Raw genomic sequence first — 23,704 nt, forward strand, 5'->3', positions numbered from 1 at the left:
AATGAATCAAACTAACCCTATCTTATGGACATATGTTATTAGGAACGGAAGTTAACGAATTGCAATTCTACAGGAATATCCAATTGTTTTAACATTTGGATTACTGCTTGCAAATCGTCTTTATCCTTACCAGATACGCGCACTTGATCCTCTTGGATAGATGCTTGTACCTTAATTTTCATGTTTTTAATTGCTTTTACTACTTCTTTAGCATTTTCTTTTGTAATGCCTTTTTTAATAGTAATGATTTGGCGAACTGTAGCACCAGCAGCTGGTTCAACTTTGCCGTAGTCAAGATTTTTAATCGCTACGTTACGTTTAACCATTTTGCCTTTTAAAACATCGATAATGGCATTCAATTTATATTCATCATCACCGATGATTTTGATAGTGTCACCTTCAAGACTAATTTCCGCTTTAGAACCACGGAAATCATAGCGCGTACCAATCTCTTTTTTCGCTTGGTTTACCGCATTATCTACTTCCTGCATATCCACTTCGGACACAACGTCAAAGGAACAATCTTTAGCCATTTTATACCTCCTACACCTGAACCCGTTGGGCATGGGGTCCATAGCATTACTTTCATCATCCTCATATTCCAAGTGAAAGTGTAAATGTACACCAAATCGGAATATATCTCTATAATTATACCTTATAACAGGCTTATTTTCTAGGTAAATCGAGATTTTTAATTATAACTATTATTAATCATAGAAGAATTATCCATTGGATATCTATTGAATAAATATATAGATAAATATAAAAAATTTATACATATAATCAATATAGTCAAGAAATAGAAAAAGACTGCACTCTTTCAAATGCAGTCTTAAGGTTATAATTATAAAATTGTGATTTCATCGTAAGTAGGTTGAACTACTAGCTCGCCTTTAGAGTTAATAATCCCCCATTTGCCTTTAATTTTTACAGGGCTGTAACCATGAGAGAAGCTACCAGTACCAGAAATATCTTTCATAACTGGAGTTTCTGTCACTGTACCATCAAGGGATAGAATCTTATAATTACCATCTTTATTATATATCCATGTATACGTATCACCAAGGAACGTTTTTACGTTCATAGATTTATCGCCTTTATAGATAACGCGACCAGTAGCCATATCTACTACATAACGATTTGTATCGTTAGTAACGGACATTTCGTGCTCACCTACAAACTCGATAGAATCGTATTTAAATGGTACCTCTTGCTTACCTGTTTCCATATCAAAAATACCGTATTTATTAGTATCTTTATTTTTCAATGTTAACAATACATTGTTTACATCGATTGTACCAGCTTCATAGTTGCCAGGTTGAATTACATATTGACCTTGACGATTCATAAAGCCTAATTTGCCTTCATTACGAACCAAAGTACCATGTTCTTCCATAGGGTATACATAATCGTTCTTACTGTCGATTACAACAGTACCATTACGATCAATATAACCACGCTTCATACCATCATCTACAAGACCGCCAAGGCCATCAAGATATACGCCACCATGATTATAGAAATAGCCCATACCTACAAGACCTAGAATACCACCAAGGCCAAAGTGACTTACCTTACGGCGGAATTCAGCCAAGCCATTTTTATATGGATATACTTCATTAGATGGAGCATTAAACAATACAGTACCTTTACCATCAATAGCAACTGCTTTGCCATTAGCTTTTACGAAGGCACGGTCCTCACTAAATTTAGTTTCTACATCAGATAATGCTTTAAATTGAGGCTGAATTACTACATTGCCAGTAGCATCTTTAAATCCTAGTTTACCTTTTTCTGTGAAAGCTACATAAGAATCACTTGGATAGCTTTGGCCAACAGTTTTAGGATCGAAATCATTTAGCTCTTTAACAGCCGTATTTTTCTCATTAAGACTGCTATATAAAGCTTCTTGAGCTTCTTTGCCAGATTCTAATACAGTACCATCGCCTTTAATATGAGAAATTTTATTTTTACCTTCCTCAACAAAGAAAGTACCATCCTTCTTACTAGATGCATCTAAGGATTTATAGGCTGGAGCGAGTACAACTTGACCATTTGTACCTACGATACCCCATTTGCCCTTTTCTTTTACAAGACCTAAATAGCCCTGTTGTAGTAAGGAATCATCTTTCAATACCTTCATAGCCTTTTTTACACCTGCTGGTGGCTCTTTAACAGCACCAGAAATAGGTACAAAAGTATCAAGTCGACCAATCCCCACACCTACACCTACGGATGTACCACTAGAACGGCTAGAGGATTTTTCTGTAGTTGTTGTTGTAGATGTAGCAACAGTTGAAGTATGTTGTTCACGTGTAACTTTTGTACTAGTAGATGTTTTTGTATCTTGATTTGTTACTGTTGTACTAGTAGTAGATGTTGTAGTAGATGCTGCGAAAGCACTTGTAGACATAGCCGCCAACACACAAGCGACTAATAAGGATTTCTTGTTAAGATTCATAAACCTCTCCTTTTACAAATTAAACTTAGGTACAAAACAATCATATCTATACCAAACCTATATATTAAAAATATATAAAATTTATTAACATAAATTATACTATAGAAACCTTCAGAAAAACAACAAAGAATGAAAAATTCTTCATTTACTTTTTATTTGATATAATACTATCTATGAAAACAGCAACCATAATTGACTTGATTGTAGATTCTGATGTACATACGCAGTCTATGAATCATATTATAAAACAACAGCATATTTCACAACGTATGAGGCGGCGATTGCGAAATGACGGTATCATAACAGTAAATGGCAATGCTGCTACGTGGAACACCCTAGTACATGGTGGTGACCATCTCGTTATGAAATTGATACCAGAGCAAGAATTTAGTGTAAGCCCTATGAATCTGGATATTGTCTACGAAGATGAGTATATTCTAGTTATCAACAAGGAGGCTGGTGTACTCATGCATCCCACCTCTACGGTACGAGATCATACCTTAGCAAATGGTGTTCTACATTACTATCAAGAGACAAATCAGCATTATGATTTTCATCCGGTTCATCGATTGGATAAGGATACCTCTGGCATTGTTATCATCGCAAAAACATCTGTAGTACAACATGCATTTGATAAAAAGCGAACTCATTTTCATAAAAACTACGATGCTATTGTAGAAGGTCAATTACCTACTAATTCTATAAGCATTCAGTGGCCTATCGGACGTAAACTAGGTAGCATTATTGAGCGTTGTTGTACAAGCGAAGGTAAACCAGCTCACACAGATATAACGGTTCTTAGTAGTAATGCCATTAGTCAAAATATGGGAGACCAATACTTCACACATGTTCAATGTTTGTTACATACAGGGCGAACCCATCAAATTCGGGTCCATCTATCTCAACTGGGATATCCTCTGGCGGGAGATGATTTATATGGTGGTCATTTAAACTATATTGGACGCCAAGCACTCCATGCATCACGGGTTAGCTTTTACCATCCCATGACAGATGAATGGTTAGAACTACAGGCACCAATACCATCGGATATGAAGGCATTACTGACCTACTAAGGTAATCAATATTTACTAAATAAACACTAATACATAAAAATTAACCCACATGGGCCATAAAATTTGACGAATTTTATGCATAAGTTATACAAAAAATATTGGCCCTTTATAGTGTTTCTTGATATACTTAACTTGAATTGATATATGATTGCAATAACACTAGTTTTTTATCTAGCTCATATGCGCTAGAAATACTAGCAGTCACAGTATTAATAACATGATATGACAGGCCCTATGGCCAAGGAGGACAACATGCCATTAGTTACTACTACAGAAATGTTCAAAAAAGCCTATGAAGGCGGCTATGCTGTTGGCGCTTTCAATGTAAACAACATGGAAATCGTACAAGGTATCGTAGATGCAGCCAAAGAGGAACAATCCCCTCTTATCTTGCAAGTATCTGCAGGCGCTCGTAAATATGCTAAGCATATTTACCTTGTAAAACTCGTAGAAGCAGCTCTTGAAGACAGCAACTTACCTATCGCTCTTCACCTTGATCACGGCGATTCCTTCGAAATCTGTAAAGACTGTGTAGACGGTGGTTTTACATCCGTTATGATTGACGCATCTCACCATGATTTCGATGAAAACGTAAAAATCACTAAACAAGTTGTTGAATATGCTCACGCTCATGGCGTTGTAGTAGAAGCAGAGTTGGGCCGTTTAGCTGGTGTTGAAGATGATGTAAATGTATCTGATGCAGATGCTCGCTTCACTGATCCAGAACAAGCTGCTGAATTCGTACACCTTACTGGCGTAGACTCCTTAGCTATTGCTATTGGTACTAGCCACGGTGCTTACAAATTTAAAGGCGACCCTTACCTTGACTTTGATCGTTTGAAAAAAGTTGGCGAATTGTTGCCTAACTTCCCAATCGTATTGCATGGTGCATCCTCCGTATTGCCTGAATTCGTAGCTAAATGTAACGAATTCGGTGGCAACATTCCTGGTGCACAAGGCGTACCAGAAGAAATGCTTCGCAAAGCAGCTCAAATGGCAGTTTGCAAAATCAACATTGATACAGACCTGCGCCTTGCAATGACTGCATCTGTACGTGAATACTTGGCTCAAAATCCATCCGAATTTGACCCTCGTAAATACTTAGGACCTGCTCGTGATGCTATTAAAGGCATGGTAGCTCACAAAATTAAAAATGTTTTAGGTTCTTCCAATAAACTATAATCAATGGCTAGTGGATTTTTAAAAGGAACCTTAATTTTAACCATTGCCGGTTTCGTAGTGAAAGCCATCGGTAGTATTAACTGGATTCTTCTATCTCGCATCTTGGGTGGTGAAGGCATCGGTATCTACCAGATGGCCTTTCCTATCTATTTGTTACTATTACAAATTTCGAGCGCAGGTGTGCCGATTGCCATCTCTATTTTGACGGCAGAACGATTAGCCTTACACGACTTTGGTGGTGCTAAGAGAGTATTCAATATATCTTTTACAATGTTAACCATTACAGGCTTTATCGCCAGTCTTGCCATGTACTTTGGTGCAGATTGGCTAATCTCTAGTGGTCTCATTGCTGAAAGCCGTGCCTACTACTCTATCATCGCGCTCGCTCCGGCAGTATTCTTTGTAACGTGGATTTCCTGCTTCCGTGGGTATATCCAAGGCTATGAAATGATGACGCCAACGGCGGTCAGCCAAATCGTAGAACAACTGTTACGTGTTATCGTCATGCTCGGTGCCGCAGCTATCTTGTTACCTTATGGTCTACCTGCTGCGGCTGGTGGTGCTAGCTTAGGTGCTGGTGTCGGTGCCTTTGGTGCCTTTCTAGTGCTCTTGTACTATTACTACAAATTGCCTAAGGCAAGTAGCACTGGTGATAGTTATGATGGTCCTCGTGAATCAGCTAAAGAAATTTTGTCACGACTCTTAACATTGTCTATTCCAATTTCCTTAGCAAGTATCATGTTGCCATTAACAGCCAACCTCGATTTGCTCATCGTACCACGTCGACTCTTAGATGCTGGTTTCCCCATGAATGAAGTAACAGAACTGTTCGGTTATCTTACAGGTATGGCGGTGCCACTCATCAACTTGGCAACCATTATTACTGCGGCTCTTGCAACAAGCATTGTCCCAGCTATCTCTCATGCCTTTGCCAAACGCGATCAAGAAGGTATTTATGACCGCACTGCAGGTTCTATGCGACTTACATTTATGGCAACTGTACCATTTACGGTGCTATTATATGTACTCGCTGCACCTACAGTAACCTTGATTTATAATGCACCTAAGGCAGAATTAGCAACGCAAATTACTGCGTTCTCTATCTTCTTCCTCGGTGTGCACCAAGTAACAACAGGTATCTTACAAGGCCTCAACAAGCCGCGTATCCCAGTAGTTAATATGGGTATTGCTCTAATAATCAAGGTCATCCTTAACTGGACATTAACGGCCATCCCATGGCTTGGTATCGGTGGTGCTGCTTGGGCAACAGTTGCTGATATTGGCTTTGCTGCATTGCTTAACTTGATTTATATCAAAAAATACACAGGCTACTTCCTCGATATTTCCTTACTTTGGAAAAACGTGGTCAGCGCCGGTGTCATGGGTATACTCATCTTCTTGAGTTACCACTACTTAACAGATATCTTACCAATGTGGGTTAACTTCATACTCACAGGTATCGAAGGCTTATTACTCTACGTTATCATCATGGTTCTTTTAAAAGGACTTAATAAAAACGATGGTGCAAGCATGCCACTCATTGGTAGATTTTTTAGATAATAACTTAAAGAGGTTTAACACATATGTGTTAAACCTCTTTTCTTTTACATCAACTATGACATTACTTTTTACTGGTACTTAATGTTTTATCTTTCATAATATCCCGAATAGTAGGATTTGTTTGTATCACATCTAACATTACAGGTGAAATGCCGATTCCCACAAAAGCCTTATCATTCCAAGCTTTACTATATTTAGCAGCTACATATTGAATTGTATCTCGCAATTTATAGTTACTTACGTGAACATCATCAGGTTTGTATAAATAATACGTATAAACATACTGATTATCATACAAAACCATACCAAATAGTGTTCCATTTTCCTTGTTAGCTTCAAAGTATAAAGCTGGAACACCATTGTTCCAAACTGTAGCATATTGTAATCGCTTATGACCTTTTAAACCATATTTTTTAACAACAGTTCTTAAGTAACTATGCAAAATATTTTGTTTTTCAACACTAGCACCTTCTATAAATGGTTGCTTACCAAATACAGCTTTAATGCGTCCAGACATATAAACATCATATTCAGCTGGGCCTATAACCTCATGTTTCTTGAATTCACTATTTTTTAATACCCTAAATGTATAAGGTCCCAAATGAACAGGATCAGTATATGCTAACACATCACTAGCAGGCTTAATAGAAGGTAAAACAAAATTAGCCAAAGGTCCCATTGTATCTGAAATGGAACGTTGAGTATCACCTTTAATATAATTTTTTATAATATCTTTATTAAGAGATTGACCAATATGATAAGAAATAGTAGGTGTTTTAGCTAATGTAAAGTTAATTGTCCCCACAACCAAATAATCATCAAAGCCTATTACATCCCACGTTGCTTTTTCAAGTCCAGGATAAGTAAACACATCGCCATCTACAAATCGAACTGAGTCTTTTCGCTTTTCTAATCTCTCATTCAAAGTATTCTGTAAAAGAGATTTATTTAAATCAGTATACTCTATATTTGTATCTTCCCATTTAGAACCTTTAGGCTGTTGTCTTGTTTCATATCTAAAATCAGATACGGCGTTAATAGTTCCTCCCACACTCTTAATGGAAGACTTAGACATATGTTTAGGATCAATAGACCAACCTACTATACTTTCTTTCGAGCCTGTAAATTTAATATCAGCCCCATTCTCTGTAATAATATATACACTCCTAGAATGATGTATTGCTCTAGTCAATTCTTGTACTACATAAATATCATCATCTAATTTTTCATTATCATAATTTGGGTCATGTTGTGCCCATTTTTTAACCTCAGACTCTTGGTAGTCATCAACCTTCTTAGCGAATTCTCCTTGAATACGATATTCTTGATACGCTTCTTTCCCAATATCTGGGCGAGCCCCAGGAATATTAACATCAATGGCCTGAGATACGCCTATAGTCCCTATAAAACCAATACAACTTAACAATAACAAACGTCTTAGTATCATATCTCTCTCCTTAAATACATATATTTGTTTATGATTTTAACACTTATTTTATATTTTATCAATTTCACTTGTATAGAAAAATATAGAAAAAAAGTCTGACTATATAGTCAGACTTTATAGTTTATGCTGTTATACCCATCATAGTTAGGATTTCCATAATAATTGGTATAGCTACCACAAATAATATAGTACTAATCATGACAAGTCCTGTAGCAAATGGCAGATCAGCTTTGGATTCATTAGCTACGATTGGTAATACTGCAATAACGGGACCTGCCGATTGTACAACAAATGTAATAATCGCTATTGGTTCTAGGACAATACCTGCTCCATATTGCAATCCCATAATGACACAGAACATGATAATCGGTGAAATCACAAAACGACCTATAATACCGCCAATAGAATCTTTATTGAGCTTCATGCTTTTTAGGCCCGCATCATGAAGTACGATACCAATATAAATCAATGATAATGGGGTTACCATATCACCTAAGTAATTCAATGTAGTATGTAAAATAGGTGCTAAAGGAATTTCAAAGAATAAAAATATCAATGCTACAAAAAAGCCTAACAATGGAGGTGGTAATAACTTTTTCAAATCAAATTTAAACTTCTTACGCTTTGTTTCTGTATCTACTGTGCTATTACTTATACCATCCGTTTTACTATTATCAAAACCTAATTCGGCATTAGGCAGTGGATCTAATTCTATAAGGAATACCCCAACCATCCATACTGAAATAGTGTTACCGATATAATATAACAAGAAATATGGTAGCGCATCTTGACCAAAGAGGGCGATTTGCACTGGCAATCCAATAAATAAGCAGTTATCATTCACCACCATATTGATAAAAATACCACGCCGTCCACGAGGAACTTTCAACATTTTCATCATAAAGAACGCTACGATATATGCTATTACATAAGTTAATGTAACGGCTAGCATCCCATATCGAAGATCCCATAAATCCGATGTATGTAGATGATGCAATACAGATACGAATACACCGGCTGGTAACGCAACAGACATGATAAATCTAGATAAGTTACCACTAAATATAGGGTGAAACATCCCTCGCCCTTTTAGTATATACCCTAGCGAGATTAGCAATACAATAGGTATGATGCTCTGTAAGGATGTAAGAAAAACCATAGTAAACCTCCCGTACAGTTTATTCGTAATCTATCATACCATGTTTTTAACAAAACATATATGTATATAATTTTCCTACAAAAGCAATATGAATTTTAGAAAATGTATCATTCTTAACATATTTTAGTACGTATAAGTTTTATAATTAATTACAATAGTAGTATTATTTATTCACGAATATTTGATATACTAAAATTATACTAATTGTACAATATTTTACACATATGAGGTGATATTATGACAAAACCATTTATTGGTGTATCTGGTAATATCTTACGAGATACTAGTGGTGCCTATGTAGATTTGTTACGTTCTTACGTAAACCAAGACTACCCACGCTCCATCGAAGAAGCTGGTGGCATTCCAGTTATTATTCCTTTTACTAAAAATCTTGATGTGGCTCGCGAAACAGTATCAAAACTAGATGCCTTATTATTATCTGGCGGTCACGATGTATCCCCACTTAATTACGGTGAAGAACCATTACAAGGTTTAGGTGATGTATTTCCAGAACGAGATCAATTCGATTTTGCTTTACTGAAAGCAGCAGAAGAAAAACAAATTCCTATCTTTTGTATCTGTCGAGGCATCCAAATTTTAAATGTATATCGTGGCGGGTCTCTATACCAAGATTTGAAGTATGACGAAAACTGCACGATTAAACATTCCCAAAATCAAACGCCTTCTCTTGGCACGCATACGGTAGACATTGAGTTTGAATCTAAATTAGCTAGTGCCATTGGCCGCTCCACATGGATTACAAATTCTCACCATCATCAAACAGTAAAACATGTTGGTAAAGGATTACAAGTGGTAGCAAGAGCTAAGGATGGTACTGTAGAAGGTTTAGAAGACTCTTCCTATCCTTGGCTAGTAGCCTGCCAATTCCATCCAGAAATGATGTCTGAAAACGACGAGAATGCAAAACGTTTATTTGCTGCCTTTGTAACAGCAGCTCGAGAAAATATAACTAAATAATAGGAAGGTTTTAGTATGAAAGAAACAGGAAAATTTGGCTTTTGGAGTATTGTACTCCTAGGCATCAATGGTATTGTAGGGACTGGTATCTTCCTACTACCAAACAAAGCGTATTCTATCATTGGTTCCGCTAGTTTAGGCGTCCTACTATTTGACGCCGTTATTGCAGGTTGTATCGCCCTTTGCTTTGCAGAAGCAGCTAGCCTATTCACACGTAATGGCGGTCCTTATCTATATGCAAAGCACGCATTAGGTGACTTCTGGGCCTTTGAAGTGGGCGTTCTCAAATGGATTGTAACTGTTATTGCTTGGGCGGCGATGGCCGTTGGCTTTGCTACCGCACTCGGCGCAGCAGTACCAGCATTAAGTAATGATTTTGCAAAAGATGTCATTTCAGGTATCTTAATCATAGGTCTTACGATTGTAAATATCTTTGGTGTTAATGTATCTAAATTCGTTAATAACTTAATTACCATTTCTAAACTTGTTCCTCTTGCTCTATTTATTGCGATTGGCATCTTCTTTATAAATGGTGCTAACTTTTCACCAGTCTTTCCTCAAGACATCTATGTAGATGGATCATTTGCACAAGCAGCAGTTCTTCTATTCTTTGCCTATACAGGATTTGAAGTTATTGCCATTGCTGCAGAGGATATGAAAAATCCTAAAAAGAATTTGCCACGTGCGATTATCATGTGCATGCTTCTTGTATCTGTCCTATATATGGCTATCCTTGCTGTATCAATTGGTGTACTTGGTACTGACTTAGCAAATACAAAAGCTCCAGTACAAGATGCATTTAATGCAATCGTTGGTCCTGTTGGTATGTATATCGTATTAATAGGTACCTTGATTTCTATGGGTGGTATCAACTTTGCAGAAGCTTACTATGCACCTCGTGTAGCAACATCCATGGCAGAAGATGGTATGTTGCCAAGTGCTCTAGCCAAACGCAATCGTTACAATGCACCATATGTAGCAGCTATTGTTACAGCTATTGCTAGTGTATTACTCGCATGGTCTGGTTCCTTTACTACACTAGCAGCTATTAGTGCGGTATCTCGTTTTACACAATACCTACCAACATGTTTGGCCGTTATTATCTTCCGTCGCAAATGGGCAGATAAAGCTCGGTCCTACACCATCCCTGGTGGCTACTTAATCCCAGTCATCGCTATTGGCACATCTCTATGGATGCTCGCTCAAGCACAAACTAACCAATTATTATGGGGTCTAGGTGGCTGTATCGTAATCTTGCCATTCTACTACTCCTACTGGAAAAAGAAAAAAGCAGGTCTCATTAAGGACCATGACGAAATGTAAATAATATAAAAAACTACCAGTTATTCACATCATCTAGTAACATTCCTTTAGTAATAAAAGGATACTTCAAAAGATCTATGTGTAACTGGTAGTTTTTATTTTATCTAGTAGTCGAAGTTAAATATACCTAATTAGTAGTATCGACTAATATAAATCATCTTCGATGATGGTTTCCTTTGTTAAATCCTCTTCGATATAGCCAACCTCATCAGTAACTTCGTCTTCGTCGCGTGTATCGATATAGATACTAATAAGCGCTAGTCCACCCTCTTCATTGAGGGTTGCAATGGCACTCATAGGGCCATAAGTTAAGATAAGACCATCTTCTTCATCACGAATGATATGAGGAACCGCATCAAAATGTTGATTCATTAATTGATCAAAGTAATCCTCTACATCGAGACCACTTTCAAGGGTAATCGATTCAGCATCACCCTTTTGAAATACTACACGAGTGTCTTCATCGATATATTGATAGAAATCATCTACATCTACATTCGCTGTTTCAAGCCACATACTTAAGGCTGTAAGCCAATCTTTCACAGTCGTTGGCAGCGTAATAAAAGCATACTCACGTTCATCATCACCAAAGCGAAGATCATCATACTCAATGCTATAATTTTCCTGACTAGAAACGATGCGATCTACAAGGCCCTCATCGTTGACATCTACGAAAATCATGTACACGTAATTATCGCCGCTTTCATAAGAAACAGTCAGACCATGACGGCCCTCGTGAAATAAAGAGTCCTCTTCGTACACATCGGTAATATGCATCACCTTGCATGTAACAGGCACATTATCTGCCTTGATGGACTCCGCCATAGAGGATAAGAACTCAATCGTTTCATTACGATTACGCCCAATAATACCACGACCAGTGGACATGTATTCGCAATCCTCTGACAAGAAAGATTCGATACCGTGAATATCCGCAGATTCGAGAATAGATTTTATCAATAAAAGAGCTTGTATTTCAGTCATACTACGCCTCCTATACATTGTATTAATTACTGCTACTATTGTAACACAATTAAAGCAGGTAATATGTATCATCACTTGATTTTCTATATATTTATCTTATACTTATAAAGTACATGTAGATTTTATATTGGAGGAACCCATGAAATATACAACCATCGTTTTCGATTGTGACGGCACTTTACTCGACACGGCTACAGATTTAGCGAATGCCGTAAATCATGTACTACGTACACACAACTTCCCTGAAAAAACTCTAACAGAAGTAAAAGCAGCTCTTGGTAATGCAGTAACCTATTTAATGCGTCAATGTTTACCAAGTTCTGTAGCAGATAGCGAATTAGAACCATACATTGAGGAATTCAAAGCATACTATGGTGAGCATTTAAAAGATACAACAGCTCCCTACCCAGGCATCCTAGATATGCTTGATGTATTGCGTAAACAAGGTTATAAACTTGCCATCGTATCTAATAAAATCCAAGAAGGCGTTACACCACTAAATAAGGAATATTTTGGTGATCGTTTACCTGTTGCCATCGGTGAAAGACCTGGCTTACAACGTAAACCAGCACCAGACATGGTACTACAAGCGCTAAAAGAACTAGATTCTACACCTGAAGAATCTATTTATGTTGGCGATTCTGAAGTAGACGTAGCAACTGCGGAAAACTCCGGCTTACTTTGCATCGGTGTTACATGGGGCTTTAGAGAGGAATCTCTACACCAAGAACTAGGCGTAACACATATTGCCCGTAAAGCAGAGGATATTCTAGGCATTGTAGAAAACTTAAATAAATAATATCCTAAATTATAGTCATTAACCTATAGCAAGTTCATATAAATCAATCGATTTACGAGTTAAAACCCCAAAAAAATAATCCATTCGGCTCCATTGTATTTGGCATAACTGTATTCCCTTTGGGTAAAAGTATCTTATAATAGATTAATAACTATATAAACTCTTGCCCGATAAAAGAGGCTCCCTATGCTCACAAGTTGACTACGGGGAACCTCTTTTCTATTTACTTTCACGATACCTATTTACCAAACTATTATACGCCCACTAATATAGTGGTCTGCTTGAATATAAAAAGCTGAATCAATATAGCTTATTTATAACTGAACTGCGCATCCATAATCATTTGGCGCAACTGTTCTATACGAATACCTTCAGGTAACTTATGTCGATAAAACTGTAACTTATAGTAGTATCGAGTGTCTTCATAATCTGTCACTAATACCATATCTGTGCGGTACTCTAATGGCCACCCATACATAAATTCAGCTAGTAAACTACGCACGCCATCATTATTGACCTCTATAACATCATGCTTAACAGGCAATACCATCTTAACTGTAGGTTCTGGAATCGTTCTATCTTTAACAATCTGCTTGACCTCTTTATCTAAGGATGCACTACCATTATCAATAGATCTAGCCTTTACATGCATAAATACCCCATCAGAGGTTCTAAACACTCTACCATCAATATCCTTTGTTTCGCCTTGCGTTTCAATAGCCTCCTTTAATACTCGGAATTGATACGGTCCATAAAACTTGGTTTCAGTAATAGCATCTAATGCCTCATCATATTGACCATTATGTACATTCTCAACACGTATAAGAGGTTTAATATCATTGGCTTGTGAAAGCATTGGTGATACCAAACAGAGCCCTAGACTTAGTAATATAATACAACGTTTCATACATATATCCCCCATTGAACTCTAATATTAACTGTATTGTAACATAATAAGAAAACAATCATGAATACGATTACAAAACGAAAAAGGTTCCTATTGGTCACCTAGGTGACTATTAGGAACCTCTAATCTATTTACTTTTATTATTGACAACACTATATTGAACTTGAGGCCTCTAAATGGGTCCAGCCTTTGCTAATCAACTCGAGGATTGGCGGTGATCAATATGAGTACATACAAAGTATTATCGTTAATGATTTCCTTTGGCATACTTGTGGCGACCATTATCATGGCAGCAAAGTGATTGACCTCTAGCTAAAAGCTAGCTTTCTTATCGTGGCATGAAAAAAGGCCCGACAGTGGAGTCAGACCGTTTCTTCAATTTCATTTTCGAGAAGCGAGAGCTGGCGACCAAACCATTTATGCCTCACTTAGATATAATTATATCATATCTAAACAGGGAAAGGAATCATATGGTTCCTTTCCCTATTTTCAATTATAAATGTTCTGGTGCATACGATAGTGACTTACATCACCGACAAGATATTCTCTCACTTGCTATATTATTAATATATTCCTACTGGGCTGACGGATAAGTAGAATTGACTACATGCACAGTAGCACACATCGTGTGATAGCCGACCGTCTGGGCAAAATTTTGTTCAGACGGTCTTTTTTTGTGCTCTCATAGCAAATATGCTAGACAATCTTTAATCATCTCACCTATATGAAAGGAGTTTTCTTATGAGAAATCGTTGGCTTATTGCACTAGCAGCTATTGGTCTACATATATCCATCGGTAGTGTGTACGCGTGGAGCGTGCTTACACGACCTATCATGGCTGATATGGGCTTCACCATGTCACAAACGACATGGACCTTCTCCTTAGCTATTCTGATGCTTGGATTGTCTGCAGGCTTTTTAGGATCTTTTGCAGAAAAAATAGGTCCTAAGAAAAGCGGACTTCTTTCCATGGTGTTCTGGGTGGCAGGCCTATTTGGTACGGCCTATGCTCTTAGCATTCATAATCTTACCTTACTCTATCTTTTCTATGGTATCATTGGTGGCATCGGACTAGGTATTGGTTATATAACACCAGTATCTACGCTCGTAAAATATTTTCCTAAGCGCCCAGGATTTGCTACGGGATTAGCTATTATGGGATTTGGATTTGCTTCACTCATTGCAGGACCGCTTATGCAATTCCTTGTAGCTCAAGTAGGCTTAGTGAATAACTTCATTATTCTCGGCATAATTTATCTCCTAGTTATGAGCACCTCTTCGCTTTATTTGAAAGCACCGCAACAAAAACAACCTACTCGAACTACGAAAGATAAATCCACTATGTATGTTCATAACCATGGTATGCTAGCCAATGATGCTATGAAAACTTGGCAATTCGGTGCCCTTTGGTGGATCTTCTTTGTTAATATTACCTGTGGTATAGGTCTCCTATCCTTAGCGTCCCCTATGGCACAAGAAACCATTGGTATGACACCTGCAGCAGCTGCATCACTAGTTGGTATCATCGGTATATTCAATGGTGGAGGTCGCATTGCATGGTCTACTATCTCCGATTACTTTGGGCGAGCGCAAACTTACATACTGTTTTTTATTATACAAATCATCGCATTCTATTTACTCTCCCAAACCAATAGTGCCCTCACATTCCAAATTTTAATCCTTCTTATTATCACCTGCTATGGCGGTGGCTTCTCCTGTATGCCAGCATATCTTGCAGATCTATATGGTATACGCCAACTCTCCACTATTCACGGCCGTATTCTAACGGCTTGGGGATTAGCAGGCATCGTTGGTCCTATGCTCGTATCATACTTTCACGAAGCAGGATATGGATATACTACTGCCTTAATATGCTTTGCTCTTCTATTCGTATTAAATACAATAATTGCTATAATCTTAAAAATATTCGGCAAACGAGGGCTGCATAACTGATACTTAATTCTAGTACAATAAAAATTGTAAATGAATTATCACAACCAAAATCCCCCAAATTAATTACAAATCGAAAGAGGTTCCTATTGGTCACCTAGGTGACTATTAGGAACCTCTAATCTATTTACTTTTATTTTTGACCGCACTATATTGAACTTGAGGCCTCTAAATGAGTCCAGCCTTTGCTAATCTTCTAGAGATTGGCGGTGATCAATATGAGTACATACAAAGTGTTATCGTTGATGATTTCCTTTGGCATACTTATAGCGACCATTATCATGGCAGCAAAGTGATTGACCTCTAGCTGAAAGCTAGCTTTCTAATCGTGGCAATGAAAAAAGGCCCGACATAGAAGTCAGACCGTTTCTTCAACATTAAATTCTAGAAGCGAAGTCTGGCGTCGAAACCATTTATGCCTCACTTTGATATAAATTATATCATATCTAAACAGGGAAAGAAATTGAAGAATTTCTTTCCCTGTTATCATTGTACGCCAAATAGGCATATATATGTTTATTAGGCTCTACTATTTTATTACTTATTGCAATTCAAGATAAGCTAAGACGTTAATCTTAGATTAAATAAGTCAATATCTCTATTATACATATCTCCAGTATTTAACAACTTTACATCTAACAACATATTTTTTAGTTGCTCCAAAGTATAATAGCCATTTACTCGATATGAAACAATATGACGATATTCATAGTCCTTATCGCGTGTTATAAATTCTAATCTACCCTCTCCATTAGATAATTCATAATCCAATAATAACCCCGGAATACCATCAAACCAGACGAAGCTTTTACTAATCCGAGACAATCTAATCTCTTTATTTAAGGTATGACCATATAAAGAATTAATATACTCAATATGGGTCTCAAAGTTATATGGATCATCTGGTTTGGCATTCAATAAAAAATGCTGTTGCTTATCATGTAGTGGAATCATCTGAAGGACTTGATTTACTCCATGTGGTCCTTTATGCGTTACAGTATAAGATTTAGATTCATATATACTGTCCTTATCTGTCGATTCTGTACGAGTTGAACCATTTAGTACCCGATACTGTAAATTCTTCGACATCGTAATAGTAGAAAATTCGTTAAGTCTATTCAACGAACGTACCGAAGGCAACACATAATTGGCAAGAATTCTATTCGCTTTTATATTACGTTCTGACTCTGATTCAGATCCTGCAACATACGTACCAATACTATGACTAGTATTAGGATTATCTTTGCTTGTAAAAGTAATGCCTACAATAGTACCTTGATTTGATTTATCCAAATTAGTAACATTTAGATTCCAATATTTTGTATTATCTAATTTTTTATAAATAAATGTTCTTTCAGAACCACCTTTTTCAACAACATTATAATCTCTAGCGACATATGTACTGCCAGTAAGACCTTCTAAGGTATAGTTATGTTCACTATTTTGAATCTTAAATACACTTGAAAATGGAACTGTGAACTGTATCCCACTATTTTCTGTATGTTCTATTATTTCTGTTTGTCCATCTATTGGCGTCATAAACTGCTTAAAATCATGGCGTAACGTTTTCTCCAATTCAGCATCATCAGATATCTTACGCCATTCTTTTAATTTTTCAAAAGTACCATCAGCTTTAATTTGATTAATCATAGCCTGTGTACTAGCAATTTGCTCCAATGCGATTTTAGGACTAAGATATACATAATCTTTATACTCATCTTCAGGTATTTTGGAGTTTGCACCAGGTAGGTCTACATCTATAGCATGACAAGATACACAAATTGAACTCAATACAATAGCACTTAATAATAATCGTTTTAACATATACATCTCTCCACAAAAAGTAATTTTAACTGTATTGTAACATAATAAGAACATAATTATGAATACGATTACAAAGCGAAAAAGGTTCCTATTGGTCACCTAGGTGACTATTAGGAACCTCTAATCTATTTACTTTTATAATTAACAGCACTATATTGAACTTGAGGCCTCTAAATGGGTCCAGCCTTTGCTAATCTTCTAGAGATTGGCGGTGAGAGAACGTATGAAAAAAGGCCCGACATAGAAGTCAGACCGTTTCTTCAATTTCAAATTACTAGAAGCGAAGTCTGGCGTCGAAACCATTTATGCCTCACTTTGATATAAATTATATCATATCTAAACAAGGAAAGAAATCGTATGATTTCTTTCCCTGTTTCATTTATAAATCTTCATTATACATACGAATAGCATAAAGTTCTTTAAATCTAGGAGATTCTACTTCCATATTTTTCATCATATAAATGAGTCCCCCTCACCTACAAATCTATCTCAAACCGCAAAGATAGGTACAACTAAATTATCACTAATTAAACTCTTATCAATACTTTGGTTATCAAATTCATCAAAAGCCTATTAACTCTTTGGCATTTACCCCTCACTAAGACACAGGACAGTATTTAAACTGCCCAATACAAAAGATTTTCTTAACATAAGCTCTCCTTAATAAGTATTAACTATATTCTGTATATTGTGACATAATTGAACATCGATACACAAATGATAGCCTAAAATGTTCCTAGCATCACAGAAGCGATGTTAGGAACCTCTTTTCTATTCTATGTTTTTAATGATTTAGAAATTTCGCTGTTAAGCCATACCGATTTATTAATGTACTCATTTAAATCTTTAAAACCTAAGTATTCAATCATATTTCGTAATTACATATGTGTATATAAAGTTTTCCCTCTACTTTAATCAATGGATAGCATTAAATTGGCATCTATATATAAAACTTTTAGTGTTTAATTCCACTTCACTAAAATACTATTTACTATTGAATTTGAATTATTATTTAGTTTAAATAAAATTTTAATCTTATATTTTTTTTGTTGTCACTGAATTAAATAAAGAATCTTGAACACAATTAAATTTATCAGGAAATGACATTATATCGCCATGTTTTAATACATGACTCGTCCCTAATACTCCACGTTTTTGAACTCTTGACCGCTTATCTATTTCTTCGGGTGTCATTTGTGATGCAATTGAAAATAAAACCTTTTCGAGACGATTATTAATCTTTATATTACGTTCCATTTTACGTCTCAATATACCAAAACAACCGACTGGAGATATATATATATCCTCCGGAGCATCATCAGAAATAATTTCTGGTAAATATGTATATTCACACTCCCCTTTTTTAGTACCATAATTTATAAAGTAATTATTATCTAACTCTATGTATTCATTTGTAAACGAAAAAAAACTATATTCGTTATTTAAAGAAATATCATAATTACTAATATCAATATTATTAAAAATAGATTCTTTTTTTAATTTTAACTCTTTAACAAGACGAGTCCCAATCCATTCTATAACAGGAACAGCCCAAGAATTACCTAGACCTTGATATCTATTTGTTTTACGTGCACCATTTATATCTGTGTAGCCATCAGGAAACCCCATTAACCGCTCACACTCTAAGGGTGAAAGTCTTCTGATTCTCTCGTTTTGAACAACAAATAGTGACCCATTATAAGCTGCAGCATTTCCGTTCCATTTTGTACCATATGCGGAATATAGGCAGTCCGTATATTCTCTGAAAACCTCAAAAGTAGAGCCATTTTTTTTAAATCTTAATTCTGGGGGTTTTTCTATTGTGTTTTTAATAGTTTTCTGAATCTCAAACAAAATATTTTCTGGATTAATACTTTTATCAGTAGCAATAACATATAGTCTTTTTCGTTGTTGTGCTAACCCATAAAAACGTGCATCTATAATGCGCCAAGCAACATTCCGTTTTCTCCCTCTAAGAACCCCTGCAGATGGCCATTTATGATGTTTGACACACAAAACATCATCAAGTCCAGCTAAGTATGCTATAAAACTACCAAAAGCGTTAGTTTTATCTCTTAGTACACCCTCAACATTTTCCCATAACACAGCCGCTCTAGGTAACCCCTGTCTAATTCTTAACTCATCATTTTTATTTACAATGTCAACAAATTTTAATGTCAAATTTCCCCTTTCATCATCCAATCCATTTCTTAATCCTGCTAAAGAAAAAGCTTGACATGGAGTTCCCCCACAAATAATATCAGGTAAAGCAATATCATGAGCCTCTAATAACTGAGGAATATTATTCATATCGCCAACATTACAAATTTCAGGGTATTTTTCAGCCAGTAAAGCAGAAGGAAACTTTGCAATTTCAGAAAACCATTCAAATTTAAGATTAAGGTTCTTCCATGCAACTGATGCAGCTTCTATACCAGAGCAAATACTACCAACACTAAATTTTTTATTCACTTATTTCTCCTTTAAATCAGCTGCTTGTTTAATAACATTAACGAGTTCATCTCTCCATCGCTCAATATCATACCAAGCACAACCTACACAACCAGACTCAGCAGCTTTCCCCTTTATAGGAATACTAGAGTCCCAATTTTCATCACCTTTATAAAAGAATGGTATACCGTATATAACTCCACGTTTACCCGTTTGAAAACAAGATCGGCACACTTCTCGTTTTTGTTGATTTCTTTGATTACTTATTAATTGAAATTTATCCTTAATTTCTTGTTCACTCATATTATCGGGATTATCACTTTTGGTATTCTCATCCCATCGTATTTCCGAAAATTTATGATCAGGCAAACAATGTGCTGATGATTTGGCCTCAAAAGCATCAAAGTGATTAAGCGTTTTCACTATCCGATTTCTTAATTTAGGGCTCCATGTTTCATATCCATTTCCACTATTTATAAATCGACTAACCGGAAGTAACATTAAATGAGTCTTATTAGATTGACACTTTTCACAATATCGCTTTATATCTGTAGCTATTGTATAGCCAAACTCCTTTAAATCTTGAATTCTTCTAGCCCAATTAGGATTTTGAGGAAGTTCACACGCTTGACATTTCCATTGACCATCCGATAAAGCACTGAAAAATTCTCGAGTAACTCCAGCATTTTTCTTCTCTTCATCCCACCATTTCATCTCTTGTTCCAACCACTTAGAATAATTCTCTGGTTTTAATTCCTCATAAAGACTATTTAAGTACATTAATAACTTTTCATGTTCATCAGGTTGAATAGAAATACCTGTTCTACGATATTCAACAGGTACCCAACGTTCCTGAATCATTCCATCATAATTAAAATTAACCATTAAATATTCTTCAGAGGCTTTACTATGAATTTTACGCTCATTAGAAATAATTTTAAATTTATTATCTACCATGCTATTAACCCTCATTTTCCTAAGCTAGTTCGACTTTTTTTAATTTTACTACAAATATCTATGTTTTAAAACCCACTATAACACTGATTTTTTATGAGTATAAATTCCTGTATAATATATAGCGTATATTGTAAATATTTATAATTAAAGGTAAATCCATGCTAATCTACTCATCTACAAAGAAATCATTCATCCAGGATTTCGAGCAAGGTATCTTGGTAAAAAAATTACATCAAACGTTAACAGAAAAATATCGTCGTGTTGGTGAATCTGAGATTCATTCATGGCAAACTTCTTTATCTTATATGGCTAATGTTATGCGTGATTTTGCCATACCAGACTTAGCTGGTGTTGCGATTGAGTATATTGTTCCAAATACTCAAAAACGGGTAGACTTTATTATTACAGGATTGGATCAGCAAAATAAAGAACATGTAGTCATTGTCGAATTAAAACAATGGAGTGAAGCTTTCAAAATAACAGATAAAGATAATATTGTATCTACCTATCTTGGTGGTGGTATTCGTGAAACAACGCATCCCTCCTATCAAGCTTGGTCCTACTGTAGTCTCATTGAAAACTTTAATGAAGATGTGCAGAATCGACCTATTGAGCTTCATCCATGTGCCTTCTTACATAACTTTGATGAAAGTATTTCACCAGAATTGCGAGATCCTATTTATCATGGAATACTAGATATATCTCCAATGTTTACATTGGGACAAATGGATAGACTCCGTGATTTTATAAAAACGTATATTCCTAAGCCTGACACTACAAACATTATGGAATCAATAGAGCATGGTAAATTAAGACCATCTAAAGCTCTACAAGATTCTATATTAAGTATGCTACAGGGTAATAAAGAGTTTGTACTTATCGATGATCAAAAAGTTGAGTTCGAACGAATTAAGAGTACTGCATTAGAGGCTATTAAGAATAATAAAAAGACCGTTTATATTGTTCGTGGTGGTCCAGGTACCGGTAAAAGTGTTGTGGCTATAAATTTATTGGCAGAATGTATTCATAGTGGTTACATGGCACAGTATATTACTTCAAATGCTGCTCCACGAAATGTATATAGTGCCATACTACAAAAAGGATTAAAAAAAACAGAGATTAAAGCACTATTTCAAAGTAGTAGTACATTCCATACACGTTCTAAAAATGCACTTCAAATTGCAATTGTCGATGAAGCTCATCGACTACGTGAAAAATCTGGAATGTACCAAAATGAAGGTGAAGATCAAATCAAAGAAATTATTAATGCATCTCTATTTAGTGTCTTCTTTATTGATCGAAATCAGCGTGTTACCTTCAAAGATTCCGGTACTATCGATAAGATATTAAAGTTTAGCCATGAACATAAAGCACTTATCTATGAAGGAGCCTTAGAATCTCAATTCCGGTGTAATGGCTCTGACGGTTATTTAGCTTGGCTAGACAATGTTCTTCAAATTGCCGAAACTGCAAACTATGATGGTTTTGAAGGCGATTATGATTTTAGAATCTATGATAATCCTAATGAAATGTATGATGCTATAAAATCAAAAAATGAAATAAATAATAAATCTCGAATTCTAGCAGGATATTGTTGGAACTGGCCAAAAGAAGGTCGAACAACGACTCTCGTAAAAGACATTCAAATTCCAGAACATAATTTTGGAATCAGTTGGAACTTAGGAAATTCTACCACATATGCAATAGACCCAGACTCTATTAATGAAGCTGGATGTATTCATACTACTCAAGGCCTTGAATTTGAATATGTAGGTGTAATTATTGGTGATGATTTACGTTATGAAAACGGCAAACTCATTGTAGATATTAATAAACGCGCTAAAACTGACCAGTCCATAAAAGGTATTAAGAAGCTTTTTAAAGAGAATTCTGAAGAAGCACAACGTATTGCTAATGAAATTGTCAAAAATACATATCGTACATTGATGACGCGTGGGCAAAAAGGTTGTTATATCTATTGTACAAATAAAGAGTTAGCTAACTATTTTAAATTAGCCTATAGGCATCAATTAAGTTATACCTATAATAATGCACAAATACTTTTAGAATCACAGCCTAAAGCTGCTGACAATAACAGTAGCAATTAATAATGGTTATGTCCTTGTAGTACATGTCACCCATAAAGGTAACATATATAATCAGAACCACCCGTAAAACGGGTGGTTTGCTCACGGGCTATAAGCCCGTAGTACTAGGCCAGCGTCTAAAGGCGCTGGCTTTCACTACGTTCAAGCCGCATAGCCATTGACTCGTAACGTTCCCCTTAAAGGGGATATGTATTACTTGCTACCCTTAAAAGGGTCCTCATATTCTTTTACACTAAGTTTATCTTTCATTTGGTCATGTAACTCTTGCTCACGTATATATTTCTTTACTGTAGCCTCATTTAAACCTACTGTACTAACATAATAGCCCTCGGACCAAAAGTGTCTATTTCCAAATTTATACTTTAAGTTTGCGTGTTTATCGAACATCATTAGTGCACTTTTTCCTTTTAAGTATCCCATAAAAGATGATACTGAAATTTTAGGTGGGATTAATACTAGCATATGCACATGATCAGCCATAAGCTCCCCCTCTATAATCTTGACGCCCTTATATTCACATAAACGTCTCAATATTTCACGT

The 23,704-nt window shown here is 35.9% G+C and carries 20 protein-coding genes and 1 riboswitch; of the genes, 10 read left to right on the top strand and 10 right to left on the bottom strand.

What is annotated here, in order from left to right; all coding sequences use genetic code 11:
• Window positions 1-38: 38 nt before the first annotated feature.
• Together VCHSUH03_RS02310 and VCHSUH03_RS02315 are read right to left on the bottom strand one after the other, a co-directional pair.
• Entirely contained in the window at window positions 39-533 is a 495-nt protein-coding gene (locus tag VCHSUH03_RS02310; RefSeq protein ID WP_004696277.1) for a YajQ family cyclic di-GMP-binding protein, read from the bottom strand.
• A 311-nt stretch (window positions 534-844) separates the two neighbouring features.
• The gene (locus tag VCHSUH03_RS02315; RefSeq protein ID WP_105093926.1) at window positions 845-2,461 is read right to left on the bottom strand and encodes a WG repeat-containing protein; all 1,617 of its coding nucleotides are present in this window, start codon (window positions 2,459-2,461) and stop codon (window positions 845-847) included.
• Window positions 2,462-2,634: 173 nt separating this feature from the next.
• Here VCHSUH03_RS02315 and VCHSUH03_RS02320 point away from each other — a divergent pair, with 173 nt between their 5' ends.
• From VCHSUH03_RS02320 to VCHSUH03_RS02330, 3 genes are all read left to right on the top strand, one after another.
• The gene (locus VCHSUH03_RS02320; RefSeq protein WP_105093927.1) at window positions 2,635-3,534 is read left to right on the top strand and encodes an RluA family pseudouridine synthase; all 900 of its coding nucleotides are present in this window, start codon (window positions 2,635-2,637) and stop codon (window positions 3,532-3,534) included.
• Between the two features lie 252 nt (window positions 3,535-3,786).
• Window positions 3,787-4,716: a class II fructose-1,6-bisphosphate aldolase gene (fba, locus tag VCHSUH03_RS02325; RefSeq protein ID WP_077708526.1), complete on the top strand. Its 930-nt coding sequence runs from the start codon at window positions 3,787-3,789 to the stop codon at window positions 4,714-4,716.
• A 3-nt stretch (window positions 4,717-4,719) separates the two neighbouring features.
• Entirely contained in the window at window positions 4,720-6,276 is a 1,557-nt protein-coding gene (locus tag VCHSUH03_RS02330; RefSeq protein ID WP_105093928.1) for a putative polysaccharide biosynthesis protein, read from the top strand.
• Between the two features lie 61 nt (window positions 6,277-6,337).
• Here VCHSUH03_RS02330 and VCHSUH03_RS02335 read toward each other — a convergent pair whose 3' ends face one another.
• Both VCHSUH03_RS02335 and VCHSUH03_RS02340 read right to left on the bottom strand, forming a co-directional pair.
• Window positions 6,338-7,723 (bottom strand): hypothetical protein, encoded by a 1,386-nt coding sequence (locus tag VCHSUH03_RS02335; protein ID WP_105093929.1) that lies wholly within the window; start codon window positions 7,721-7,723, stop codon window positions 6,338-6,340.
• Window positions 7,724-7,844: 121 nt separating this feature from the next.
• Window positions 7,845-8,882 (bottom strand): AEC family transporter, encoded by a 1,038-nt coding sequence (locus VCHSUH03_RS02340; RefSeq protein ID WP_105093930.1) that lies wholly within the window; start codon window positions 8,880-8,882, stop codon window positions 7,845-7,847.
• Window positions 8,883-9,119: 237 nt separating this feature from the next.
• On the opposite strand from VCHSUH03_RS02340, the gene VCHSUH03_RS02345 reads away from it, so the two are divergent.
• Window positions 9,120-9,860 carry a gamma-glutamyl-gamma-aminobutyrate hydrolase family protein gene (locus VCHSUH03_RS02345; RefSeq protein WP_105093931.1) on the top strand — a complete coding sequence of 247 codons (741 nt, stop codon included), beginning with the start codon at window positions 9,120-9,122 and terminating at the stop codon, window positions 9,858-9,860.
• Window positions 9,861-9,875: 15 nt separating this feature from the next.
• Window positions 9,876-11,183, top strand: coding sequence for an APC family permease (locus tag VCHSUH03_RS02350; RefSeq protein WP_105093932.1), 1,308 nt, complete (start codon window positions 9,876-9,878; stop codon window positions 11,181-11,183).
• A gap of 144 nt (window positions 11,184-11,327) precedes the next feature.
• Here the strand turns inward: VCHSUH03_RS02350 and VCHSUH03_RS02355 are convergent, their stop codons facing one another.
• The gene (locus VCHSUH03_RS02355; RefSeq protein ID WP_105093933.1) at window positions 11,328-12,167 is read right to left on the bottom strand and encodes a hypothetical protein; all 840 of its coding nucleotides are present in this window, start codon (window positions 12,165-12,167) and stop codon (window positions 11,328-11,330) included.
• 139 nt (window positions 12,168-12,306) lie between these two features.
• Between VCHSUH03_RS02355 and VCHSUH03_RS02360 the strand changes: the two genes are divergently transcribed.
• The gene (locus VCHSUH03_RS02360; protein ID WP_105093934.1) at window positions 12,307-12,966 is read left to right on the top strand and encodes an HAD family hydrolase; all 660 of its coding nucleotides are present in this window, start codon (window positions 12,307-12,309) and stop codon (window positions 12,964-12,966) included.
• Between the two features lie 310 nt (window positions 12,967-13,276).
• Here the strand turns inward: VCHSUH03_RS02360 and VCHSUH03_RS02365 are convergent, their stop codons facing one another.
• Complete coding sequence (locus tag VCHSUH03_RS02365) at window positions 13,277-13,873, bottom strand: hypothetical protein (protein ID WP_105093935.1); 597 nt, start codon at window positions 13,871-13,873, stop codon at window positions 13,277-13,279.
• A gap of 250 nt (window positions 13,874-14,123) precedes the next feature.
• On the opposite strand from VCHSUH03_RS02365, the gene VCHSUH03_RS09660 reads away from it, so the two are divergent.
• From VCHSUH03_RS09660 to VCHSUH03_RS09665, 3 genes are all read left to right on the top strand, one after another.
• On the top strand, window positions 14,124-14,174 hold the full coding sequence (locus tag VCHSUH03_RS09660) for a hypothetical protein (protein WP_353511575.1): 51 nt from the start codon (window positions 14,124-14,126) through the stop codon (window positions 14,172-14,174).
• Window positions 14,175-14,441: 267 nt separating this feature from the next.
• Window positions 14,442-14,529: riboswitch (ZMP/ZTP riboswitch) on the top strand.
• Between the two features lie 85 nt (window positions 14,530-14,614).
• A complete protein-coding gene (locus VCHSUH03_RS02370) occupies window positions 14,615-15,826 on the top strand; it encodes an L-lactate MFS transporter (protein ID WP_105093936.1) in 1,212 nt (403 codons plus the stop codon).
• 242 nt (window positions 15,827-16,068) lie between these two features.
• Complete coding sequence (locus VCHSUH03_RS09665) at window positions 16,069-16,119, top strand: hypothetical protein (RefSeq protein ID WP_420917989.1); 51 nt, start codon at window positions 16,069-16,071, stop codon at window positions 16,117-16,119.
• Window positions 16,120-16,384: 265 nt separating this feature from the next.
• Here VCHSUH03_RS09665 and VCHSUH03_RS02375 read toward each other — a convergent pair whose 3' ends face one another.
• The 3 genes from VCHSUH03_RS02375 to VCHSUH03_RS02385 all read right to left on the bottom strand — a co-directional run bounded on the left by VCHSUH03_RS02375 (window position 16,385) and on the right by VCHSUH03_RS02385 (window position 21,055).
• On the bottom strand, window positions 16,385-17,647 hold the full coding sequence (locus VCHSUH03_RS02375; RefSeq protein ID WP_105093937.1) for a hypothetical protein: 1,263 nt from the start codon (window positions 17,645-17,647) through the stop codon (window positions 16,385-16,387).
• A gap of 1,035 nt (window positions 17,648-18,682) precedes the next feature.
• Window positions 18,683-20,119, bottom strand: a complete 1,437-nt coding sequence (locus VCHSUH03_RS02380; RefSeq protein ID WP_105093938.1) for a DNA cytosine methyltransferase — start codon at window positions 20,117-20,119, stop codon at window positions 18,683-18,685.
• On the bottom strand, window positions 20,120-21,055 hold the full coding sequence (locus VCHSUH03_RS02385; protein ID WP_105093939.1) for a restriction endonuclease: 936 nt from the start codon (window positions 21,053-21,055) through the stop codon (window positions 20,120-20,122). It lies immediately after the preceding gene.
• Window positions 21,056-21,213: 158 nt separating this feature from the next.
• Here VCHSUH03_RS02385 and VCHSUH03_RS02390 point away from each other — a divergent pair, with 158 nt between their 5' ends.
• The gene (locus VCHSUH03_RS02390; RefSeq protein ID WP_105093940.1) at window positions 21,214-23,163 is read left to right on the top strand and encodes a DUF2075 domain-containing protein; all 1,950 of its coding nucleotides are present in this window, start codon (window positions 21,214-21,216) and stop codon (window positions 23,161-23,163) included.
• Window positions 23,164-23,355: 192 nt separating this feature from the next.
• On the opposite strand, the gene tnpA is transcribed toward VCHSUH03_RS02390, so the two are convergent.
• On the bottom strand, window positions 23,356-23,704 hold a 349-nt coding region (gene tnpA, locus VCHSUH03_RS02395; RefSeq protein WP_105093941.1), incomplete at its 5' end, for an IS200/IS605 family transposase.

This window comes from Veillonella infantium, assembly GCF_002959895.1.
GTDB lineage: Bacteria > Bacillota > Negativicutes > Veillonellales > Veillonellaceae > Veillonella > Veillonella infantium.